This is a genomic window from Rhizobium sp. CC1099, assembly GCF_029714385.1.
Classification (GTDB): Bacteria; Pseudomonadota; Alphaproteobacteria; order Rhizobiales; family Rhizobiaceae; genus Rhizobium.
On sequence record NZ_CP121642.1, the window covers coordinates 711,947 to 730,894 of the forward strand.

An 18,948-nucleotide genomic window follows, 5' to 3' on the forward strand; every position below is an offset into this window, starting at 1 on the left:
CGCCGCCGCTTCAGGTCGGGGCCGATGCAGGCTCGTCGATTTGGGGCAAGGACTCAACGAGAATATCCGTCGTCAAGCGAAGGTGTTTGTCCATCAATAAAGCTGCGAGGTCCGCATCGCGTCCGATTACGGCATCGAATATGGCCTGATGTTCGGCGGCGACATCGCGATCCACTGTCCGCATCGGCACCGAGAGACGTCGATAGCGTTCCGTCTGCGCGTACAGTACCGTCCGTATTTTCAAAAGCGAGGGGCTTCCGCAGGCTGCGACAATAGCTCCGTGGAACTGTTGGTGGGCACTTGCCCATCGCTCGCTGAGAATCTGCTTATCACCGTCCATTTCGGTCTCAGGTAATCGCTGTAGGCGATGGAACGCGGCGACAAGCCCTGTCTCCCATTCGATGTCGCCGTGCTCTATCGATGCCCGGATGCACAATTCCTCGATTTTGATGCGGGTCTCAGTAAGGTCGACAAGATCCGCAATCGAAACCTCAGGGACGCGGAAGCCCTTCTGCGCCGTGGCAACGGCCATATCTTCCGCAGCAAGGCGGGAAAGCGCTTCGCGAACGGCCCCGAGGCTAACCGCGAGGTCGCGTGCGACCTCATTGATCCGAATCTTCGCCCCGGGTCTGAGCCGACAGCTCAGAATGTCGGCTTTCAATCGCTCGTAAACGTTGTCGGCCTGAGTAAGCGCCGGCTGGATCGCCATCAAACCCTCGCATTGATTCTAAAATCTATTTCATATGCAGATATAGGTTTTCCTTTTAAAAGACCACCGGGGGTAATCGCTTTCAACGTTTCTCGAACAACCGGTGAAATCTGGGAGCCGCCGTTACAGCGACAGCGAAAAGCACTGCCGAGAGAATGACTTGTTGCGAGGTTGGCGAGACGCTCAAGGCGTTCAGTCCTGCGTTGAGCAGGCAAAGGATCAATGTCCCGAATGCAATCCCCATTGGGCTTCCCCGGCCGCCGGACAGCGAAACGCCACCGATAATCGCAGCAGAAATCGCGGGCACCAGAACATCCGTGAGGCCAGACGGCGATGCCACGGATAGCCCGTAGCTAAGTAGTACTCCACTGGCTGCAGCGAGGCCGCCTGAGATCGAAAAGACCGCAACGACTATCCACCCTGTCCGAACACCCGCGATCTCAGCTGCCGCACGATCGGATCCTGTCGCGGTGACATCAACCCCGATGCGGGTCCACGTGAACGCCGCGGCGGCAACGGCAACACATCCGATCGCAAACAAGCTGCGCCATGAGAAGATGGCTAGGATCGGTTCGTTGATCGCCGCGGAGAAGGCTGGCCGATCGAGTGACACCGTCAAATTGCCGGTGACGATGTAGGCGAGGCCGGCCGCTGTCATCAGTACGCCAAGCGACACGGAAATAGAGCTGAGACCAAGCTTCGTAATGACGACTCCCTGAATGAGCCCAATCCCGAGGCCCGTGAGAATACCGGCGACGGTACCAGTCACGGGATCATGGGTGCCTACGGACACCGCAATGCAACCAGCGAGGCCCATTACGCTGCCGACCGAGAGATCGAACTCGCGAGATATCATCGTTAGTCCAAGACCGAGTGCAACGGGAGCAATAGTCGCAAAGTACTGCATAATGCTGAACAGGACGAATTGCGGGGATGCCGTTCCCTGCAAAGCTAGCGCGGCGGCAAGCACAATAGCTAAGAGCGCAAAAAGGAAGCCAGGGCGCTTGTCGTCATCGAAGAAGTCACGCATCGATCAGTTCCTCCGTCCAAGACCTTGAAGAATAATAACCGCCAGTACGGCCAGGCCTATCGCCAGCCGCTGAAATTCCATGCTCATGCCCTGCAGGAGCGCTAAGGCGTTGATGATCGCGATCACTCCCATGCCAAGGAAGGTCTGCGTGATGGATCCGCGTCCACCGCCGATCGAGGTTCCACCGATTAGCACGGCGGCGATTGCCGTATACTCAAAGCCGCGCGCGGTCTGCATATCTGCCACGCCGAACCGCGAAGCAATCACGATGCCTCCGATACCGGCAAGGGCTCCCGCCAGAGCATAGGCGACCACGGTGACGCGTGTTACGTGGATTCCGGCGGCCTCCGCCGCTCGCCCATTGCTTCCGACAAGCAATAGTTCATGACCAAACCGCGTGAAGGTGAGGATTAGCTGGCAGAGTATCGTCAAGGCTCCAAAGAGCAGGAATGATACCGGAACACCGCCGAGACGCCCCTTGAGGAACTGATAGTCGAGATTAGGGGCATCCACCTTGGGACCGACTACGATTTGCGCCATTCCGATGAGCAGGGCATATGTGGCAAGGGAGACAATTATGGGGTTCGCCCGCAGCGCCCCGATGATCCAGCCCTGAAGCGCAGTTATTGCAGCGCCGGCGAGGATCGCGGCTAGGGCTGCTGGCATGAGCCCGTGGCCAAGCGTGGCCATGAAAACTATGCCGGTGACAGACGCGGTAGCTCCGATGCTGAAGGACATGATGTTGCCGCCAAGTGTGATAAGCGTCATACCGAGCGCGACACACCCGACGAGCGATATCGCGTTCGCAAGGGCAATCAGGCTCGGCCTGGATAGGAAGCCTGGAGTTGAGATCGCGAGGCCGATTAAGAGTGCGAGGGCGCAAATCTTGGCGACAGTGATGGCCGCCGGCATCCTGGAATGGGCTCGCCCGATCGGCTCGGCGATCGATGATGAGATTTCGCTGGTCACGCTCATGCTGCCTCCCGCGTATTTGTGATTTCCGAAAGGATGACAGTTTCTTCGAACTCGCCCCGTGCGTGCTCGGCAACGATGCGCCCCCGGAACATGGTGACCACTCGATCTACAAGGCCAACAACCTCCTCAAGGTCGGTTGAGGCCAAAAGAACAGCGTTGCCTTCGTCGCAGAGCCGCCTGAGCGTTTGGTAGATTTCCGCACGAGCGCCCATGTCGACACCGCGTGTCGGCTCGTTCATCAGGATCAAGCCGGGCGATCGACGATCGGAGCATCTTCCAATCGCGAGCTTTTGTTGGTTGCCACCGCTCAGACGGCCCGCCCCAAGATACAGACGAGTGGTGTCAAAGCTGACCCGCCGGGCTAGCACTCCGGCGATGCGCCTAAGCCCACGAGGGGTAAGAACCCCAATCCGCGACAATTCATTCAACCGCGAGGCGATCAAGTTTGTATGGGCAGGTTTATCCAGGAAGATGCCTTCGGCGGCACGATCTTCGGAGACGAACCGGACGCCGGATTTCAAGACGGTAGCGGATGCACCAAGCCGCAGTCTGCGGTCATCAACCTTGACCACACCGCGGGCGTTGTGGACGAGCCCTGCCAGCGCTCGAATGCTCTCCGTCGCTCCGGAGCCGATCTGCCCGACGACGCCAACGATCTCGCCAGCACGCACCTGTAAGCTAAAATCGTCAACGACTCCCGGCACACGCAAGTCCGTTACCTCCAGCATGACAGCGCCGGGAGGGGTTGTGGATGCCGGATATACCTCCGTTAACTCGCGGCCAATCATAAGTTCCAGCAGACGATCGCGGGGCATGTCCTCGACCGGTTCCGTCGTGATAACGCGGCCGTTGCGCATTACGGTGACCGAATCGCAGAGTTCGTAAACCTCGGCCATTCGATGAGTGATGTAGATCACCGAGCAATTTCGACTTTTGAGCCGGCGAACCGCGCCGAATACCTTTGCGATCTCGCGCTCGGACAAGGTTGCCGTGGGCTCGTCGAGGATGAGCAGCGACGCTTTACGGACAAGACCCCGCGCGATTTCGAGCAGTTGTCGTTCAGCAAGCGCCAATCTGCCGGCCTTTGCGTCGAGTGCGATTGCCTCCAAGCCTACGGCGTCTAGCGCCTCCCGGGCCAGACTGGCAGTAGAGATGGTACGTCTGGCAAGCGGTGCGCTTGCGTGCCCAAGCCAGAGATTGTCGTGCACGGAAAGATCAGGAGCAAGGCTCAGCTCCTGCGCCACAAGCGCCAGGCCGGCTCGTTGAGCATCGACGGGATTGGCGAATGAGCGTTGACTTCCATCTATCTCGAGTTTTCCCTCGGTTGGCTTGAGCACGCCGGTGAGTATCTTCACCAGCGTGCTCTTTCCTGCACCGTTTCCACCGCACAAGGCGCGGACCTCACCCGGCCTGATATCCAGCGACACGTCCTCGATCGCAGTAATGCTGCCAAAGCGCTTGGTCAGTCCCCGTGCCGCTAGGCGCGCGGAATCGGCGGAACCGGGCAGGTTCGTCATGGTCTTCTCCTGTCGATGTAGGCTACTGGGGCAGCTCAGAAGCTGCAGGCGGCGGCGTAATGCTCAAGATTGTCCGCGGAAATGACTTCCAGCGGTGTCGTGACGCTAAGCTTTGGAACCTCTTTGCCAGAGAAGTAATCCGAGATCAGCTCTGCCGCCTTGGGGCCGTCGTAGGAGGGCAATGGGCCGCTCAGCGTGGCATATTGCTTGCCAGCCTGCATGTTGCGGATACCGGATTCCTGGCAACCGCCACCGATAACAAGCAGTTGCCCGGGAGCGTTGCCCATTTCGATCCCCGCGCTGTCCGCAGCCTGGATGATCGCGTTGGCCATCGCGTCATTCATTCCATAGATCGCATCCAGCCCGCCCTGGGTCGCGTATTTTGTGAATATCTGTCCCGCGACCTGTTCGGTCACCGGTGGAATCCACTGTGCGTCCTCGACTTGGACCAAAGTTATCCAGGGCTCCTTGGCGAGGCGTGCCTTAAACCCTTCGAGACGGCGCGGTGCAATTCCCTCTGCCAACGATCCCGTAATCGCGGCGACCTTGGCGGATGTCCGCCCGCCAGCTTTCAAGCCAGCAATCATCGCCTCTGCCGCCAACTCTCCAGACCTGACGTCGTCAAGCGCCATTGTTCCTACATAGAGGCCGTCGCCTTTATCGACTTGAGAGATGACAAGAAAAACCGGCACACCCGCCGACTTCGCCCGCTGGAGCCCCGGTGTCACTGCGCCAGAACTAAGCGGCTGGAGCACGATCATATCAGGCTTCTGGCCAATCGCGTCGTCCAACTGCTGCGCTTGCAGCGCCGGATCGAAAGGGCTTGTCAGCTGGTTTACCGTCATGCCCGCCGCTATGGCCTTCTCGTCGAAGGCCTTCGAGAATGCGCTGATAAGTCGGTCCTCAGTAGGGCCCGTGAGCAGTGTCAATTTCTTTCCCGCAGGCTCCGCATAGGCAAGTGAACCCACGCATCCGATAGACAACGCGGTACAGAACAGCGTTTTGATAAGCATTTCTACTCTCCTCCATTTTGAATTTCGCCGGCTCCCTCCGGCACGTTCGTCTTAGCTGCTTACCGCCTCCAAGCTTTGGTTGGCCACCGCCGCGAGCAAAGGCGACTGCAGTAGAATCTCGCTGGTTCGCTTGAGATGCGACCGCATAAGCGTGCAGGCGGTCTCAGCGTCACGGGCAAGGGCGGCCTCGCAAAGTTGACGGTGTTCGCCTGCCACATCCCTGTCTTGTGTCCGCAAAGGGACCGATAGCCGTCTATATCGCTCCGCTTGTAGGCAGAGCGAGCTGCGGAACTTGTTCATCCAAACGCTCTTTGAGCCGGCGACCAGCGCGGAATGAAATGACTCGTGCGCCTCCGACCACTCGATACTCAATCGGGAGCCTTCCTCGCCCTCGAATTCCGGAATCCGAAGCAATCTATGCAATGCCCCTACAAGAGAGGCTTCCCATTCCACGTTGCCCTCGGCGATCGAGGCGCGAAGACAGATATGCTCCAACGCTATCCGCGTTTCGGTCAGGTCATTAAGTTCGTCTGCCGAGACCGAGGCGACACGGTAACCCCGTTGCGCTGTCGCTATGACGATTTCCTCAGCCGCCAGACGAGATAGGCCTTCGCGTACGGCCCCAAGGCTTACCGCCATTCCGGCTGCGGCGACATTCATCCGAATTCTTTCCCCGGGAGCAAGTACTCCGCTGAGAATGGCCGACCGCAATTGGGTCTGAGCGTGGTCGGCCTGGGTGGTGAATTCGGGGTCCCTTTTCATGGATAGTTTATATGCCACAAAAAGGATTTAGTAAAGTAAAATCTATTTTATGGCGTGGAAGCTATTTTATGGTGATCCAGCTCCCTGAGACGTAGAAGCGGCGACATAGACAGCTCCGTCCAACACGGGCTTCGTGGGATCGCTCCGGTCTGCCTTGCAGACGCAGAAGAAGAGTGTCCTCCGGTCCTCGCCAGCGCCGATGCAAGCGATGGCGTTCATTCCTGGGAACTTGACCAAGTCGACCTCCGAGCCATCAGGGGCGATGCGAACAAACTCGCCCATGAAAAGGAGGGGCACCCAAAGGCAGCCATCGGCATCCAGTGACAGACCGTCCGGTTCTCCGCGCAGGTTCGCGTGAACCCGTCGGTTCTTCAGTGTGCCATCCTGAGAGATGTCGAACGCCGAAACCCGCTTTCCGAAGGTTTCAGCTACGTACAGGGTCGCTCCATCCGGGCTGACAACGAGCCCATTGGGAAAGAATATTTCTCGAGCGACCTGCTTGAGTCCCTTTTCCGGATGATACGCCCAAAGGCAGCCGCTCTCTTCAGGAGCGTCGACGCCGAAACGAAAGCCGGTTTCCCCAAAATACGCCCACCCGTCGGGGTGAACGACGAGGTCATTCAGGTAAGACTTGTCGGCACCTGGGAGCGACGCCTTAATTTCGATAGCGCCGCTGTGGGGATCGACGCCCAGAAGCTGTCGACCGATTCCGGTCGCAAGGAGAAGGGTACCGTCCTTGCTGAAATCCATGCCAGCCGGACGTCCTTCGACTTTGCACAATGATTCCACAATTCCGTTGGGAGCAATTTTCGCAACGCGGAAATTGTGGACGTCGGAGATGTAAAGAACGTCGTCGCGCCATCGTGGAGACTCCGGCCAGGAAAGACCGCTCGCAAACAGCCGGGGCTCAATAAGCATCGGCACGCTCCTCGCTCTGCTTATCTGCTCGGGCCGACGCACGGACATCGCTTACCAGATGCAGTTGGTCCAGAAGATCGTCAGCCAGCGAGCCAAGGTCGGACAGCTTCTCGCTCGCGCCGAAGACATAGAAATCGGGCCGTTGGATCAGCACCTCTATGTTATTTTCCCGGAAGTATGTTCCGTAGGCACCGTCGATATCCTGGATGTCGGCGTCCGCTTCCGGACCGACATAGACGAACCAAACACCGATGCGTTCAAGCGCGTCTATCCTGCTCTGGGAGAGGACAGAAGCCGGATTGGCGACCGTACTGATCACGACAAAGCGCGTGCTCGGGAAGAACTCGTCGAAGAGCGCCCTCTTGCCGTCTTTCAAAACCGGTGCCTGGAGACTTAGCGTGCCATTCAGGTAGACTGGAGAGCCAGTTTCCGGAGAAGCCAGAATTCCCTCAACGAGCTTCGGGAAGTCCGGCATCGGCGGCATCCAGCCAGAGCGGAATTTTTCATCACGAAGCCGAGCTTCTTCTTGGTCGAGCGTGCAGGGTACCTTGCCGGCCTCAAGCGAAATGATCGTCCAATCGCGGGTATGCGGCGAGCGCTCCTGTTCATAAGTATCGAGAATCGAAGGTTCAGAGATACCGCGAAGGACGAGATCCAGCTTCCAGGCGAGGTTTTTGGCGTCGCGCAGGCCAGAGCACATCCCCTGTCCCATGAAGGGAGGGGTAGTATGGGCGGCATCGCCTGCGAGGAAAATTCGGCCTTTGCTCCATTCCTGAGCATGACGAGCCTCGAAGGTGTAAACAAGTTGGCGAATGATCTCCACGTCGTCGGAGAATACGTTCTGTTCGGCCAAAAGCTTCCACGCCATTTTAGGCTGTTCCAGATCCGCTGCGGCTTCACCCGGCAGCAGAGCCCATTCCCAACGGCGATGGCGCTTTCCAAGGGGTAGGACAGTCACAGGACGGCGGGGATCGCAGATCTGCCCGCAGTCGAAATCCAGGGAGAACTCGCGCTTCTTGCGGGCGTCGACTACAAGCCATTTTTCGTTGAAGCCAAAATCGTCCCGGTCGATCCCCAGCATTCGCCGAACGCCGCTGTTTGCGCCATCGGCTGCTACAACATAACGGGCACCGATCGTCTGGATCTCGTTCGTCGCGATCGGCCGCGCTTGACCTGACACCATTTCCGATCGAGCGAGTGTGAGCACTACGCCGTCCGCATTCTCAATCATGGACTGTGCTTCCCAACCCAGCAGCTGGCTTACCGTCGCTGCTGAGGAGACCTTTTCGCCGAGCGCAGTCTCAAATACCGGCTGGAACTGCATATAGTCCGAATTGTAGCCCGAGATGCCCTTCGCACCCCAATCGAACTCCAGAAGAAGCTCACGATCCTGATTGACCCAAACATACTCGGTCGTGGGATAGCTATCCGCCAGCATCGCGTCTGCCACGCCAAGCGACTGGAAAAGGCGGACAATCTCGTGGTCGACGTGACCGGCACGCGGCAGCGCATATAGATCGCGATGCCTCTCGATGATGACTGTCTTTAGATTGAGCTGGGCGGCAAGTGCCGCAAGCGCGAGACCGACGGGTCCGCGCCCCACGATGGCGAGATCATAGTAATTCATGGTTGCTCCTCCTGTGACCGCACCTCCGCGGCAACATGGCAAGAGGGATAGCACACCGCTAAAAGAAAGAAAATATATTTTTGTTTGACAAATCTTTTATGCTGACTGATATCTATCGCAACAGATGGAGGATAGGCGATGAGATTTGTACGTTTTGAGTTGGAAGGTAACGAAGGATTGGCCGTTGAGAACAACGGTTCGCTCCGCGGGCTATTGGTAAACGATCCCGAATTTCCAGGGACGCTGGACGCGCTTGTGGGAGCTGACGGATCAGGCCTCGCAGCGGCAGGCGAGACCCTTGCATGTGGAAAGACGATTTCCCGGGAAGGAATTCGGTATCTCCCGCCGTTTTCCCGCGCATCGAAGATCCTGTGTGTGGGCCTGAACTATCACGACCATTCGGCGGAATCCGGATATGCGCAGCCCAAGTACCCGACGGTTTTCGCCCGGTTCAACTCGAGCCTCATCGGACATGGCGACGATATCATTCGCCCCGAAGTTTCCGACACGCTCGACTTCGAAGGTGAACTGGTCGCGGTCATCGGCAAAGGCGGATTCAAAATTTCGGAGCAGGATGCCCTTGGGCATGTCATCGGCTACTCCATTTTCAACGACGGCTCGATCCGCGAATACCAGCACGCTACGCCGCAATGGACGATTGGAAAGAACTTCGACTCCACCGGAGCGTTTGGTCCTGTTTTCGTCACGGCCGACGAGCTTCCTGCAGGCTGCAAGGGACTGTTCCTTGAAACACGCCTTAATGGCCAGGTGGTTCAGCGGGCCAACATCGACGACATGGTATTCAGTGTCGCATCGCTCGTGTCTATTCTCAGTCAGACGATGACCCTGGAGCCTGGCGATGTAATCGTTACGGGCACACCTGCGGGGGTTGGGGCTGGGCGTAAGCCGCCGCTCTGGATGAAGAGCGGCGATGTCTGCGAAGTGGAGATTGATCGAATTGGCCTATTGGTGAATTCTATACGCGATGAAGTCGCCGTCGGCAGGGAGGCCGCCTGAACTTCAGCCAAGGCAGAGAAGAGGAGGAGCTTCAATGACGGCGATAAAAGGTTTCGTGAATGCGGTAAGGAGGCCGGGAGTACTCGGCATCCATTCTATGGACAGTTTCAACATCCAGGTTCCTGACCTGCGCGTTGCAAGCGACTTCTACTCCGCTTTTGGTCTGGATGTTCGGGAGGAGGGCAATTCGCTCGGTCTCTACACACACGATCATACGCACTGTTGGGGAAGCCTGACGGAGGGACCGCGCAAAAGGCTCAGCCATCTCTCATTTGGCGTGTTCGAGGATGACTTCGACACATTCCGGAAACACGTCGAGACCAGCGGGCAGGCTCTTATCGATCCTCCACCGGGCTTCCACTCAAACGGAATCTGGTTTCGTGACCACGACGGCAACATTGTTGAGATCCGGGTTGCGGAAAAGACATCGCCAAACGAGAAGTCCGATTTCACAAGCGTATCGGTTCCGGCTAATCAGGCCGGGGCTCCTCTAAGATCACAGGCCCCAGTGGTCCAGCCGCGACGCCTTGCGCATATCCTGATCTTCACACGGGACGTCGACAGAGCCGTAGCGTTCTACTGCCGGGTCCTGGGTCTCAGACTTTCCGACCGGTCTGCTGACGGAATCGCCTTCCTGCATGGCGTCCACGGCAGTGATCATCATCTTGTCGCCTTCGCCAAATCCGATGCGCCGGGTCTGCATCATCTCAGCTGGGATGTTGGCTCGATCAACGAAATCGGACTGGGAGCCATGCAGATGGCAGACAAAGGCTTCGTCAAAGGCTGGGGCCTTGGTCGTCACGTGCTCGGCTCAAACTACTTCCACTACGTTCGCGATCCGTGGGGAAGCTACGCCGAGTATTCGGCCGACATCGATTACGTCTCCGCCGACTACGATTGGCCGGCGGCGGACCATGCGCCTGAAGACGCGTTCTACATCTGGGGGCCAACGCCGCCCAAAGACTTCACGGTCAACTACGAAGGCGACCGTCAGCTCTAACGACTGAACGCACCTACAATCTGTCATCATTCAATCCACGGAGATCATCACGATGGAATTCCTCAAACGTGGCCGTTCGGCCGAACTGCGTGCAGAAGATCAGGCAAAAGTCCGCGCGACCGTCGAGACCATTCTCGCCGATATCGAAAAACGGGGCGACGAGACAGTGCGCGAGCTGTCTGTCCGTTTCGACAACTGGGATCGAACAGACTTTCGACTGACAGATGCCGAAATCCGGGCGTGCATGTCCGAACTTTCGAGCCGTGATATAGAAGACATCAAGTTCGCCCAGGCTCAGGTTCGGAACTTCGCGGAGAAGCAGCGCGCTTCTATGGTGGATATCGAGGTCGAGACACTGCCCGGTGTGGTCCTTGGCCACCGCAACATTCCAGTCAATTCTGTCGGTTGCTACGTTCCGGGCGGTAAATATCCGCTTCTCGCCTCGGCGCACATGTCGGTGATCACGGCTAAGGTTGCCGGTGTTCAGCGCGTCGCGACCTGCGCGCCCCCATATCAAGGCAAACCAGCCCCGGCGATCGTCGCGGCACAGCACCTTGCCGGAGCAGACGAAATTTACTGCCTCGGCGGCATCCAAGCTATCGGCGCAATGGCCCTTGGAACCGAGACAGTCGCTCCCGTGAACATGTTGGTTGGTCCAGGTAACGCATTCGTCGCCGAAGCTAAGCGCCAGCTTTATGGTCGTGTCGGTATCGATCTTTTTGCCGGCCCCACGGAAACGCTCGTCATTGCAGACGACACTGTCGATGGTGAATTGTGCGCCACCGACCTTCTGGGGCAGGCCGAACATGGACCCAATTCGCCTGCGATCCTTCTGACGAACTCGCGCAAGCTTGCGGAGGAAACGATTAAGGAGATCGAGCGGCTTCTACAGGTTCTTCCAACAGCCGGCGTTGCGGCCAAAGCCTGGGAGGACTATGGCGAAGTAATCGTCTGCGACAGTTACGAGGAAATGGTGCGGGAGGCCGACCGCATCGCTTCTGAGCACGTACAGGTGATGACGCGCGATCCAGATTATTTCCTGACAAACATGACCAACTACGGTGCGCTCTTCCTTGGTCCGCGCACAAACGTCGCTTACGGCGACAAAGTCATCGGCACCAATCACACGCTGCCAACGCTCGGAGCGGCCCGATACACCGGCGGACTTTGGGTGGGCAAGTTCCTCAAGACCTGCACTTTCCAACGGGTGACCACCGACGCGGCTTCCGCGATGATCGGCGAGTACTGCTCAAGACTTTGCATGCTCGAAGGTTTCGCGGGCCATGCCGAGCAAGCGAATATTCGAGTTCGCCGATATGGCGGCCGTAACATTCCTTACGCCGCCGCAGCAGAGTGACCACGCGGACGCCGATCAGGCGTCCGCTTCCCCCAAGATCAGAGAACGGACGAGACAATGACGATACAACTGCCTGTGACCCCTTCGTTCAGGCTTGACGGCCGCCGTGCGCTTGTAACGGGCGCGGGCGGAGGTCTGGGCCTCGCCGCTTCAACCGCATTGGCCTCCGCGGGTGCGACCGTGACGCTGTGCGATTTCAACGCTGACGGCGTTGGCAGGGTAGCGGATACCATGCGAGAGGCTGGCTTGGCGGTCGAGACACTGGTCTTAGACGTGACAGATCTTGATGCAGTCCGCGGGGCAATCTTCTCTGCACCCGCTTTCAATGTTTTCGTCAACAATGCAGGCACCAATCGGCCAGGTCCGTTCGTGGAGGCTTCCCCAGATAACTTCGATCTGATGATGAACCTGAACGTCCGTGCAGCGTATTTCACCGCCCAGGCGGTTGCGCAGCGAATGATAGCGGCCGGAATTGCTGGCTCGATCATCAACATGTCATCGCAGATGGGCCACGTCGGAAGCGCGGGCCGGTCCCTGTACTGCGCTACAAAATGGGCGATGGAGGGTTTCAGCCGCTGCATGGCACTGGAGCTTGCCGAACATCAAATCCGGGTCAACACGCTCTGCCCTACTTTCATTGAAACCCCGATGACGAAGCCGTTTTTCGAGAATGCAGAGTTCAAGAAGGATGTTCTGTCGCGTATCAAACTGGGCCGTCTTGGGAAGGTTGAGGACCTGATGGCTCCGATCGTCTTCCTCGCGAGTGACGCGTCAGCCCTGATGACCGGCTCGGCACTTATGCTCGACGGAGGATGGACCGCAGATTAAAAAGGAGACGACGAAACCAGGCGAAAAAGGACTTTGGACCTCGGGGTCGTCAATTGACGTTAGCTATCAGCATGCGCGCCTGCAACCACCCCGCGAGGGGCCCCGAAAACTTTTCTAAAAATAGTGCTCGGAAAACCACTTATGCCGTGCCGCGGCTCTCGTCAGGCTGTCACGTGTCCGATGCCCGTCACGAAACAGACGCACCAGGATCGCCTCAGATAACGCAACGTCCGGATCTCTCGGTTCCAAGAATCGGGTCTCTCTCCAGTCTCGAAGAACGTCGTTGATAACATCGGTATCGAGGGGCCCATACAAAGTGCCAAAAAACGCCGTCATTTACGCCATCTTTCAAAACAGATTATTTGTGTCGGGTTGGTAGTGCGCGGCTACGATATTTTCCGTCGATGGGGCTCGCTACTAGACCCTGGTATAGTGGCGTTAGCTGTGAGTCTTGACACGTAACCGGCGTCCCGCCCTCTCACTTTGAAGTCACACATATCATCCACGACCAGGTGAGAACGCGATGACGGGAAGCTGTCAATTCTGCAGCTGGTGGCTCCTGATTTTAGGATCGAGCGCTACCATTTCGGTCGCGATATGTTGAAATGATAGACGCAAATCGAGCCGAAGATGCCGCAGCGCACGCTTCTTCGGAAGAAGACAAGCCGATGGCGAAAGCCTTCGTTAGGCTAAGCACCACAGGGGTGAGCAGACCGACGCCGGTGACACACTACACTTAGGTCTAGCGCCGATCCACCCTGTGTATGATTTCCCAACGGCTCGCCGAGAATGCATCTTGGGGTCCAGGTACAGGACCAACAAGGAGAGCGGACGTGTCGTCACAGATCGTGTGCAAGAAACACGAAAAATTTTCCCTTAGCTACCTCGTCGCCGTGGCTGCATCGATCATGCTCGCGTCATGCTCGACGACAACGAGCAACGTCGAGACCAAGGAAGACAAGCTTGCAGCGGCCGGCTTTGTCCAGCGGCCTGCGAATACGCCGCAACGCCGAGTAATGCTCAAACGCCTGCCGCCGAATAAGTTTCTCGAGCGGACCCGCGGGAACACCGTCAACTACGTCTATGCTGATCCTGTCAATTGCAACTGCCTCTATGTCGGCACGCAGAAAGCATATGACACCTACCGCCAGACGCAGCTTCAGGAGAAGATTGCGAACCGCCAATTACTCGCGGCACAGACCTACGCTGACGCAGACTGGGACTGGAACCGCTGGGGTCCCTATTTCCGGAACTTCGATGGTCCGTTCGGGCCGGGATATGGTTGGTAAAGGCATCAACTTGCTAGCAATACGCTGGCCAGACGCCCTGCGTGTGGTTGAACCCCGCTGTCGTCCGGCATGAGCCTTTCTCCGAAGTAATCCAACTCGACTGGATGCAAAAGGCATCCGGCCGGTAACTACACCCACTCACCTAATCCAGGCTGGCTCCCCATAGAGTGTCGGTGCGCCTTGCCATCAACTCCTAAGAAAGGATCAATCATGAGTGAAAATGCAAAAGTTGCAATCGTCACAGGTTCCTCGCGTGGCATTGGTGCCGCTGTCGCAGAACGTCTAGCTAAGGACGGTTACAAGGTTGTTGTGAATTATGCTGGGGGCGCTAGCGCTGCCGACAAAGTAGTTTCAAACATCAAGGCTGCTGGCGGGGAAGCGATCGCTGTGCAGGCGGACGTTGCGAAATCGCTCGCTGTTGCGCGACTGTTCGATGAGGCGGAGAAGGCATTTGGCGGAATTGACCTTGTGGTCAATAGTGCCGGTGTCCTGGACTTGGCGAAGATCGCTGAATTCACGGACGAAATGTTCGATAAGACAATGTCGATCAACGTGAAGGGCACCTTCAATTCGTGCCGCCAGGCGGCAAAGCGGGTGCGCAGTGGTGGTGGCATTATCAATATCTCTACGAGCGTGATCGGAATGCGGCTGCCCACCTACGGCCTTTATGTTGCTTCCAAGGCAGCCGTTGAGGCGATGACCCAGGTACTCACTCAGGAATTGCGAGGCCGGAACATTACGGTCAACGCTGTTGCTCCGGGTCCAGTCGCGACCGAGTTTTTCCTTGAAGGAAAGAGCGAGGAAGTCATCGCGCGCATGGCTAAGATGAACCCGCTAGAGCGCATCGGTCAGACCGATGACATTATCGGCGTTGTCTCGTTTATTGCTGGACCTCAGGGCGGTTGGATCAACGGTCAGGTCGTCCGCGCCAACGGCGGGATGTGCTGATAATCTCAGGGATTGCTTCTGTAGCTTCACGACGGCCGAGAGGGCGTCGTGAAGGACAACCGCGCTTCTAGCGTTCTCGAATGTTAGCCGTTCTGACAACCTCTTCGTCAATAGCCGTTCGGCACTGGAAAAGACGTTCCGAGCATTCGCAAGGGAACTTTGATATCGAGTACCTCTACGACTGGCAGGAGGGGATCTATCTGATGGTCCCGTCTCCGAACAGCGCTCTCCCGATGCGATCCAATCTATCCAGGCTTGATACAGTCCAACAAGGCGCTTACTGCCCGGCTGAACCACCAGGGTGTCGAGATACGCAACGCAATCAATGCTGACCAAGAAGCTGACGGCAACCAGAACCCCTGACCTATCTACCTCGATTGCCGTACGGAGAACTGACAATGTCTGAAGCAAGCAGTCTAGTCGTCGACGCAAGTGGAAGTGAGAGTTTCTCAATCGCGCCCGCGATCGCCGTACAAACAACGAGTCTCACCAGAGAAGCAGGAGGCAGGGTGCTTGTCGGCGATGTGTCCGTCGCTGTGACTGAGGGAGAGATCTTGGCTGTCGCAGGACCTAGCGGGGCGGGAAAGTCGTCGTTTCTCAGGCTACTAAATCGCCTGGACGAGCCAACCGGCGGAACCGTCCGGATTCAGGGAACGGATTTCCGAAGCTTTCCAACATCTGAACTTCGGCAAAGGGTTGGCATGGTCATGCAAAGCGCTAACCTCTTTCCCGGCACCGTCGCACATAATCTGTCTTACGGACCTGCTCAGCGCAACGAGAGCCTCAGCCTCGATCGCATCGATGAGCTGCTGAGCAAGGTTGGTCTCGCAGGGTACGGTGATCACCAGGTCGAAACGTTGTCCGGCGGGGAGGCGCAACGCGTGTCGTTCGCGCGTATTTTGGCGAACAAGCCCACTATCCTCCTGTTAGACGAGCCGACTTCGGCTTTGGATGAGGTCTCCGGCCGCGCCATCGAGGAACTCGTGATGGAAATCAGCACCGCTGACAGCCTGACGTGCATCATGGTCACTCACAATCCCAAGCAAGCCGTCAGGATGGCCAAACGGACAATGTATATGGCTGCGGGGAAGCTGGTCACTATCGCCGCGACACAAGAGGTTTTGGATGCTCACGGATCTGTTTAGTCATCAGGTATTGATCGGGCTAGCGCAAGCCGCCGCCGCGGTACTTCTGTCGCTTGGCACCGTGGCACTCTGTCGCTACTTCGACGTCAAAGTGGCGCGCGAAACTGCAGTTTCCCTTGTACGCGGCTTAATTCAGATGTCTCTCGTTGGCGTCTTGCTGGGTGTCTTACTCAAGGGGAACCTGCTCATTGGTGCCGTCATTCTCATGGGTATGATCGTTGCGGCGGCCGTAACCGCCTCTCGTCGCTTCAAGGAACTGCCCTACGCGTTTGAGATAGCCTTATACTCCATTGGGGCCGGCGGTGGAGCAACCATCCTCTTTATGCTTCTCATCAAGGCACTCGACGCGAACATTGGCGTCTTGGTGCCAGTTGGCAGCATGATCATCGCCAACTGTATGAACGCCTGCGCCCAAGCAATGGAGCGTTTCAAGGCAGATGTCGTCAGCCATGCAGGGCAGGTCGAAGCAGCTCTCTGTCTTGGCGCAACGCCAGCAGTGAGCGTGTCGCCATACGTGCAGACGGCTGTCTATGCAAGTCTGTTGCCGCGGCTGGATATGTTGAAGTCGCTCGGGCTGGTATGGATACCGGGTGTCATGGCCGGGATGATGGTATCGGGCGCGAGCCCACTCTACGCCGGGGTATATCAATTCGTTATTGTTGCTATGATCCTTGTTGCCTCTGCGATTTCCGGTATGGGTGTTACTGCCCTGATGCAGCGTCGCGCGTTTTCACTGGCTGGCCAGCTCGTCTTGCGGTCTTAGCTCCCTATTGCGATACGAGACCCGGAGGCACGCCTCTTTCTTGCCCTGTCCTAATCCGCCTAAAGCGCTCCGACTGCGAGATGCCGGGCTCCGTCGCTGCCAGCGATCACTCGGCAGTTTTGAGGTATGGTCCACGAGGCTTTGCTATGCCCTTCAGACTTTCAGCTAGCTTGGACCGCGATACTCCCAGGACTTGCGCCGCCGTCTTCATCGGGAACAGCCCTTCGGCAACAAGATCGGCCGCGATATCGGTTTTTTTCAGTGGGCTTTGGAAAGGGCTTCGCGGAGAATCTCGTTCAGGACTTCTCCGGCGTTGCCTGTCATCTCAGGCAGGAAAAGCGCGACTTCACGGCCGTACATTCGAAAGATGCAGGTCAGTTCGTCTCCGGTGAGACGGAAGTGGCGGTTGCCTGCGAGGGTCTTATCGCCACGCGAACAAAGCGGTGGCATCCGCGTATCGCGCCACTCGCTGTGTCCGATCAAACCCTTGCGACGTCGCTCCAGGCCCTGGCGCGTACCGAAGGCCAATCGTTCATCGGGTGTGGCTTTCCTGAGGTCCATACCTTCCAAGGTCGCGCAATGCAGGATCCAAGCATCTACAATGCCTCCGGCGAACCGCCGCTTGACGAGATCAGGCAGTTCTGTTTCAGCGCAATGCCATTCGATACGGTATTTGCATACGCGGTCCGAACCGCCGCCGAGAACACCCGGCGAACGTCGCGAAGAAAGACGACGTCATCGTCGCAGCAGCGATATGGAATGGAAATGGTCTGCAAGGAAACATGATCGAGCCAATGTCTCTATGAGACGTCGAGACCGCAGTGGCGGTCAATCGCTGGCGAGGATCATAGTGCAACTTCGTGATGAAACGTCGGAAACAGCGAGACCGAGTCAACCCGGCGGTTCCACACTGAAATTCGAATAGCCCCCTTTCTCCAAAGTGGCGTACGAGCCTGATGTCACGATCAGCATCGGTGCTCGATGGCATGCCATTCAGCCGAAGTGTTCGCCTGTCGCAAGCTCGCAACGCAAGGTGCGCTGACTGCCACTATATCTCAGGAGAAGATCGTCCCGATATGTCCGCGACTTGGTCTGCAAACACACCGGAGATTATCTAACGAATGATAGAAGCATCGATAACACGGTGTCCTCTTTCCCTGACAGTCATAGGGTTCTCCTCCCGTGCAAGGGCCAGCGATAGTGTATAGCGGCAATTTTCATTGGTATCGTGGATACCAATAGTAACCGAGACCTTGTTGTCGCGTTCTATGATCGCCACTTTGCTGAATGTGAACATGATCGCTTCCTCGCGTTTGATTTGTTGAATTGATAGATTACGCGGTGGTTCGATGAGATAAATCATACATACGTTTAGGCTGGCTAGTGCTCCAGGATATCAATGCCCGATGGACTTAGCGTCGCCCTGGTCTGATGCCTTTTCGAGCGCCATCATCAATAACGGGACGTTGACGGGCTTGGCGAGGAATGCCACCGCGCCGGCTTTCATAGCTGCGGCATATGTGCGCTCATCTTGGCAGGACGTGACAAAAATCATTGCAGGCGGGTTCGGCTCGCTGACGAGCAGACTCTGTAGCTGGATTCCGGTTCGTCCCGGCATGTTTACGTCGAGCAGCATGCAGGAGATAGACCGCCTGTTTGCGTCAGTAAGAAACTGTTCCGCAGATTTGAACGAGCGGCTCTTGAAGCCGTACGAGTCGAGAAGGTCAATCAAAGCCTCTCGGATCGACTCGTCGTCATCGACGATCGCTACTGCGGATTTCTGTGCCATGACCTCGACTTTCAGAACTCGTTGCTGCCAAGTCAACATCAGCGAAAAATAAGCGCTTTAATACCATACGAGAGTCTATCACCGCTTCTCGAATGGTGTGGCACGAATAGTCCACCAGAATTCATAACTCGTTAGCTGGCGCGCGGAGATGGACTGCGCCTAAGCATGACACGGCAGCCTGACTATCCAGAGGATTTTGCCGCCGCCATGCTTTGGTCTGGGATGGGCTACACCTCCAGTTAGGTCTGAAGAGTAAGTAAC

General features: G+C 57.2%; 17 protein-coding genes and 2 pseudogenes. 9 read left to right on the forward strand and 10 right to left on the reverse strand.

The window, feature by feature from the left end; genetic code table 11:
* Nucleotides 1-10: 10 nt before the first annotated feature.
* From QA644_RS24600 to QA644_RS24630, 7 genes are all read right to left on the reverse strand, one after another.
* Entirely contained in the window at nt 11-709 is a 699-nt protein-coding gene (locus tag QA644_RS24600) for an FCD domain-containing protein (protein WP_283073661.1), read from the reverse strand.
* 82 nt (nt 710-791) lie between these two features.
* The gene (locus tag QA644_RS24605) at nt 792-1,739 is read right to left on the reverse strand and encodes an ABC transporter permease (RefSeq protein WP_283073662.1); all 948 of its coding nucleotides are present in this window, start codon (nt 1,737-1,739) and stop codon (nt 792-794) included.
* 3 nt (nt 1,740-1,742) lie between these two features.
* Nucleotides 1,743-2,714: an ABC transporter permease gene (locus QA644_RS24610; protein ID WP_283073663.1), complete on the reverse strand. Its 972-nt coding sequence runs from the start codon at nt 2,712-2,714 to the stop codon at nt 1,743-1,745.
* Nucleotides 2,711-4,231, reverse strand: a complete 1,521-nt coding sequence (locus QA644_RS24615; protein ID WP_283073664.1) for a sugar ABC transporter ATP-binding protein — start codon at nt 4,229-4,231, stop codon at nt 2,711-2,713. The genes QA644_RS24610 and QA644_RS24615 overlap by 4 nt, the downstream gene beginning before the upstream one ends.
* A 35-nt stretch (nt 4,232-4,266) precedes the next feature.
* On the reverse strand, nt 4,267-5,244 hold the full coding sequence (locus QA644_RS24620) for a sugar ABC transporter substrate-binding protein (RefSeq protein ID WP_283073665.1): 978 nt from the start codon (nt 5,242-5,244) through the stop codon (nt 4,267-4,269).
* A gap of 828 nt (nt 5,245-6,072) precedes the next feature.
* Nucleotides 6,073-6,924 (reverse strand): SMP-30/gluconolactonase/LRE family protein, encoded by an 852-nt coding sequence (locus QA644_RS24625; protein ID WP_283074016.1) that lies wholly within the window; start codon nt 6,922-6,924, stop codon nt 6,073-6,075.
* Nucleotides 6,914-8,551 (reverse strand): bifunctional 3-(3-hydroxy-phenyl)propionate/3-hydroxycinnamic acid hydroxylase, encoded by a 1,638-nt coding sequence (locus QA644_RS24630; RefSeq protein ID WP_283073666.1) that lies wholly within the window; start codon nt 8,549-8,551, stop codon nt 6,914-6,916. The genes QA644_RS24625 and QA644_RS24630 overlap by 11 nt, the downstream gene beginning before the upstream one ends.
* Nucleotides 8,552-8,689: 138 nt before the next feature.
* Here QA644_RS24630 and QA644_RS24635 point away from each other — a divergent pair, with 138 nt between their 5' ends.
* The 8 genes from QA644_RS24635 to QA644_RS24670 all read left to right on the forward strand — a co-directional run bounded on the left by QA644_RS24635 (nt 8,690) and on the right by QA644_RS24670 (nt 16,898).
* Nucleotides 8,690-9,568 (forward strand): fumarylacetoacetate hydrolase family protein, encoded by an 879-nt coding sequence (locus QA644_RS24635; protein WP_283073667.1) that lies wholly within the window; start codon nt 8,690-8,692, stop codon nt 9,566-9,568.
* 34 nt (nt 9,569-9,602) lie between these two features.
* A complete protein-coding gene (locus QA644_RS24640) occupies nt 9,603-10,568 on the forward strand; it encodes a VOC family protein (RefSeq protein ID WP_283073668.1) in 966 nt (321 codons plus the stop codon).
* 52 nt (nt 10,569-10,620) lie between these two features.
* Entirely contained in the window at nt 10,621-11,925 is a 1,305-nt protein-coding gene (gene hisD, locus QA644_RS24645; RefSeq protein ID WP_283073669.1) for a histidinol dehydrogenase, read from the forward strand.
* 57 nt (nt 11,926-11,982) lie between these two features.
* A complete protein-coding gene (locus tag QA644_RS24650) occupies nt 11,983-12,753 on the forward strand; it encodes an SDR family oxidoreductase (protein WP_283073670.1) in 771 nt (256 codons plus the stop codon).
* Nucleotides 12,754-13,586: 833 nt separating this feature from the next.
* A complete protein-coding gene (locus QA644_RS24655) occupies nt 13,587-14,042 on the forward strand; it encodes a hypothetical protein (RefSeq protein ID WP_283073671.1) in 456 nt (151 codons plus the stop codon).
* A 210-nt stretch (nt 14,043-14,252) separates the two neighbouring features.
* On the forward strand, nt 14,253-14,990 hold the full coding sequence (locus tag QA644_RS24660) for an SDR family oxidoreductase (RefSeq protein ID WP_283073672.1): 738 nt from the start codon (nt 14,253-14,255) through the stop codon (nt 14,988-14,990).
* A 398-nt stretch (nt 14,991-15,388) separates the two neighbouring features.
* Nucleotides 15,389-16,135: a phosphate ABC transporter ATP-binding protein gene (locus tag QA644_RS24665; RefSeq protein ID WP_283073673.1), complete on the forward strand. Its 747-nt coding sequence runs from the start codon at nt 15,389-15,391 to the stop codon at nt 16,133-16,135.
* Complete coding sequence (locus QA644_RS24670) at nt 16,116-16,898, forward strand: ABC transporter permease (RefSeq protein ID WP_283073674.1); 783 nt, start codon at nt 16,116-16,118, stop codon at nt 16,896-16,898. Before QA644_RS24665 ends, QA644_RS24670 begins: the two co-directional genes overlap by 20 nt.
* Before the next feature lie 133 nt (nt 16,899-17,031).
* On the opposite strand, the pseudogene QA644_RS24675 reads toward QA644_RS24670, so the two are convergent.
* Nucleotides 17,032-17,192: pseudogene (locus QA644_RS24675) on the reverse strand (IS3 family transposase); the annotation flags it as partial.
* A 652-nt stretch (nt 17,193-17,844) separates the two neighbouring features.
* Here QA644_RS24675 and QA644_RS24680 point away from each other — a divergent pair.
* Nucleotides 17,845-17,972, forward strand: a pseudogene (locus QA644_RS24680) (IS3 family transposase); the annotation flags it as partial.
* A gap of 40 nt (nt 17,973-18,012) precedes the next feature.
* Here the strand turns inward: QA644_RS24680 and QA644_RS24685 are convergent.
* Nucleotides 18,013-18,195, reverse strand: a complete 183-nt coding sequence (locus QA644_RS24685) for a hypothetical protein (RefSeq protein ID WP_283073675.1) — start codon at nt 18,193-18,195, stop codon at nt 18,013-18,015.
* Nucleotides 18,196-18,294: 99 nt separating this feature from the next.
* Nucleotides 18,295-18,687: a response regulator gene (locus QA644_RS24690; RefSeq protein WP_283073676.1), complete on the reverse strand. Its 393-nt coding sequence runs from the start codon at nt 18,685-18,687 to the stop codon at nt 18,295-18,297.
* Between the last annotated feature and the right edge of the window lie 261 nt (nt 18,688-18,948).

Coding starts and splice junctions, on each gene's coding strand:
- QA644_RS24600 (WP_283073661.1), bottom strand. CDS start 709: ATGGCGATCCAGCCGGCGCTTACTCAGGCCGACAACGTTTACGAGCGA.
- QA644_RS24605 (WP_283073662.1), bottom strand. CDS start 1,739: ATGCGTGACTTCTTCGATGACGACAAGCGCCCTGGCTTCCTTTTTGCG.
- QA644_RS24610 (WP_283073663.1), bottom strand. CDS start 2,714: ATGAGCGTGACCAGCGAAATCTCATCATCGATCGCCGAGCCGATCGGG.
- QA644_RS24615 (WP_283073664.1), bottom strand. CDS start 4,231: ATGACGAACCTGCCCGGTTCCGCCGATTCCGCGCGCCTAGCGGCACGG.
- QA644_RS24620 (WP_283073665.1), bottom strand. CDS start 5,244: ATGCTTATCAAAACGCTGTTCTGTACCGCGTTGTCTATCGGATGCGTG.
- QA644_RS24625 (WP_283074016.1), bottom strand. CDS start 6,924: ATGCTTATTGAGCCCCGGCTGTTTGCGAGCGGTCTTTCCTGGCCGGAG.
- QA644_RS24630 (WP_283073666.1), bottom strand. CDS start 8,551: ATGAATTACTATGATCTCGCCATCGTGGGGCGCGGACCCGTCGGTCTC.
- QA644_RS24635 (WP_283073667.1), top strand. CDS start 8,690: ATGAGATTTGTACGTTTTGAGTTGGAAGGTAACGAAGGATTGGCCGTT.
- QA644_RS24640 (WP_283073668.1), top strand. CDS start 9,603: ATGACGGCGATAAAAGGTTTCGTGAATGCGGTAAGGAGGCCGGGAGTA.
- hisD (WP_283073669.1), top strand. CDS start 10,621: ATGGAATTCCTCAAACGTGGCCGTTCGGCCGAACTGCGTGCAGAAGAT.
- QA644_RS24650 (WP_283073670.1), top strand. CDS start 11,983: ATGACGATACAACTGCCTGTGACCCCTTCGTTCAGGCTTGACGGCCGC.
- QA644_RS24660 (WP_283073672.1), top strand. CDS start 14,253: ATGAGTGAAAATGCAAAAGTTGCAATCGTCACAGGTTCCTCGCGTGGC.
- QA644_RS24665 (WP_283073673.1), top strand. CDS start 15,389: ATGTCTGAAGCAAGCAGTCTAGTCGTCGACGCAAGTGGAAGTGAGAGT.
- QA644_RS24670 (WP_283073674.1), top strand. CDS start 16,116: ATGCTCACGGATCTGTTTAGTCATCAGGTATTGATCGGGCTAGCGCAA.
- QA644_RS24685 (WP_283073675.1), bottom strand. CDS start 18,195: ATGTTCACATTCAGCAAAGTGGCGATCATAGAACGCGACAACAAGGTC.
- QA644_RS24690 (WP_283073676.1), bottom strand. CDS start 18,687: ATGGCACAGAAATCCGCAGTAGCGATCGTCGATGACGACGAGTCGATC.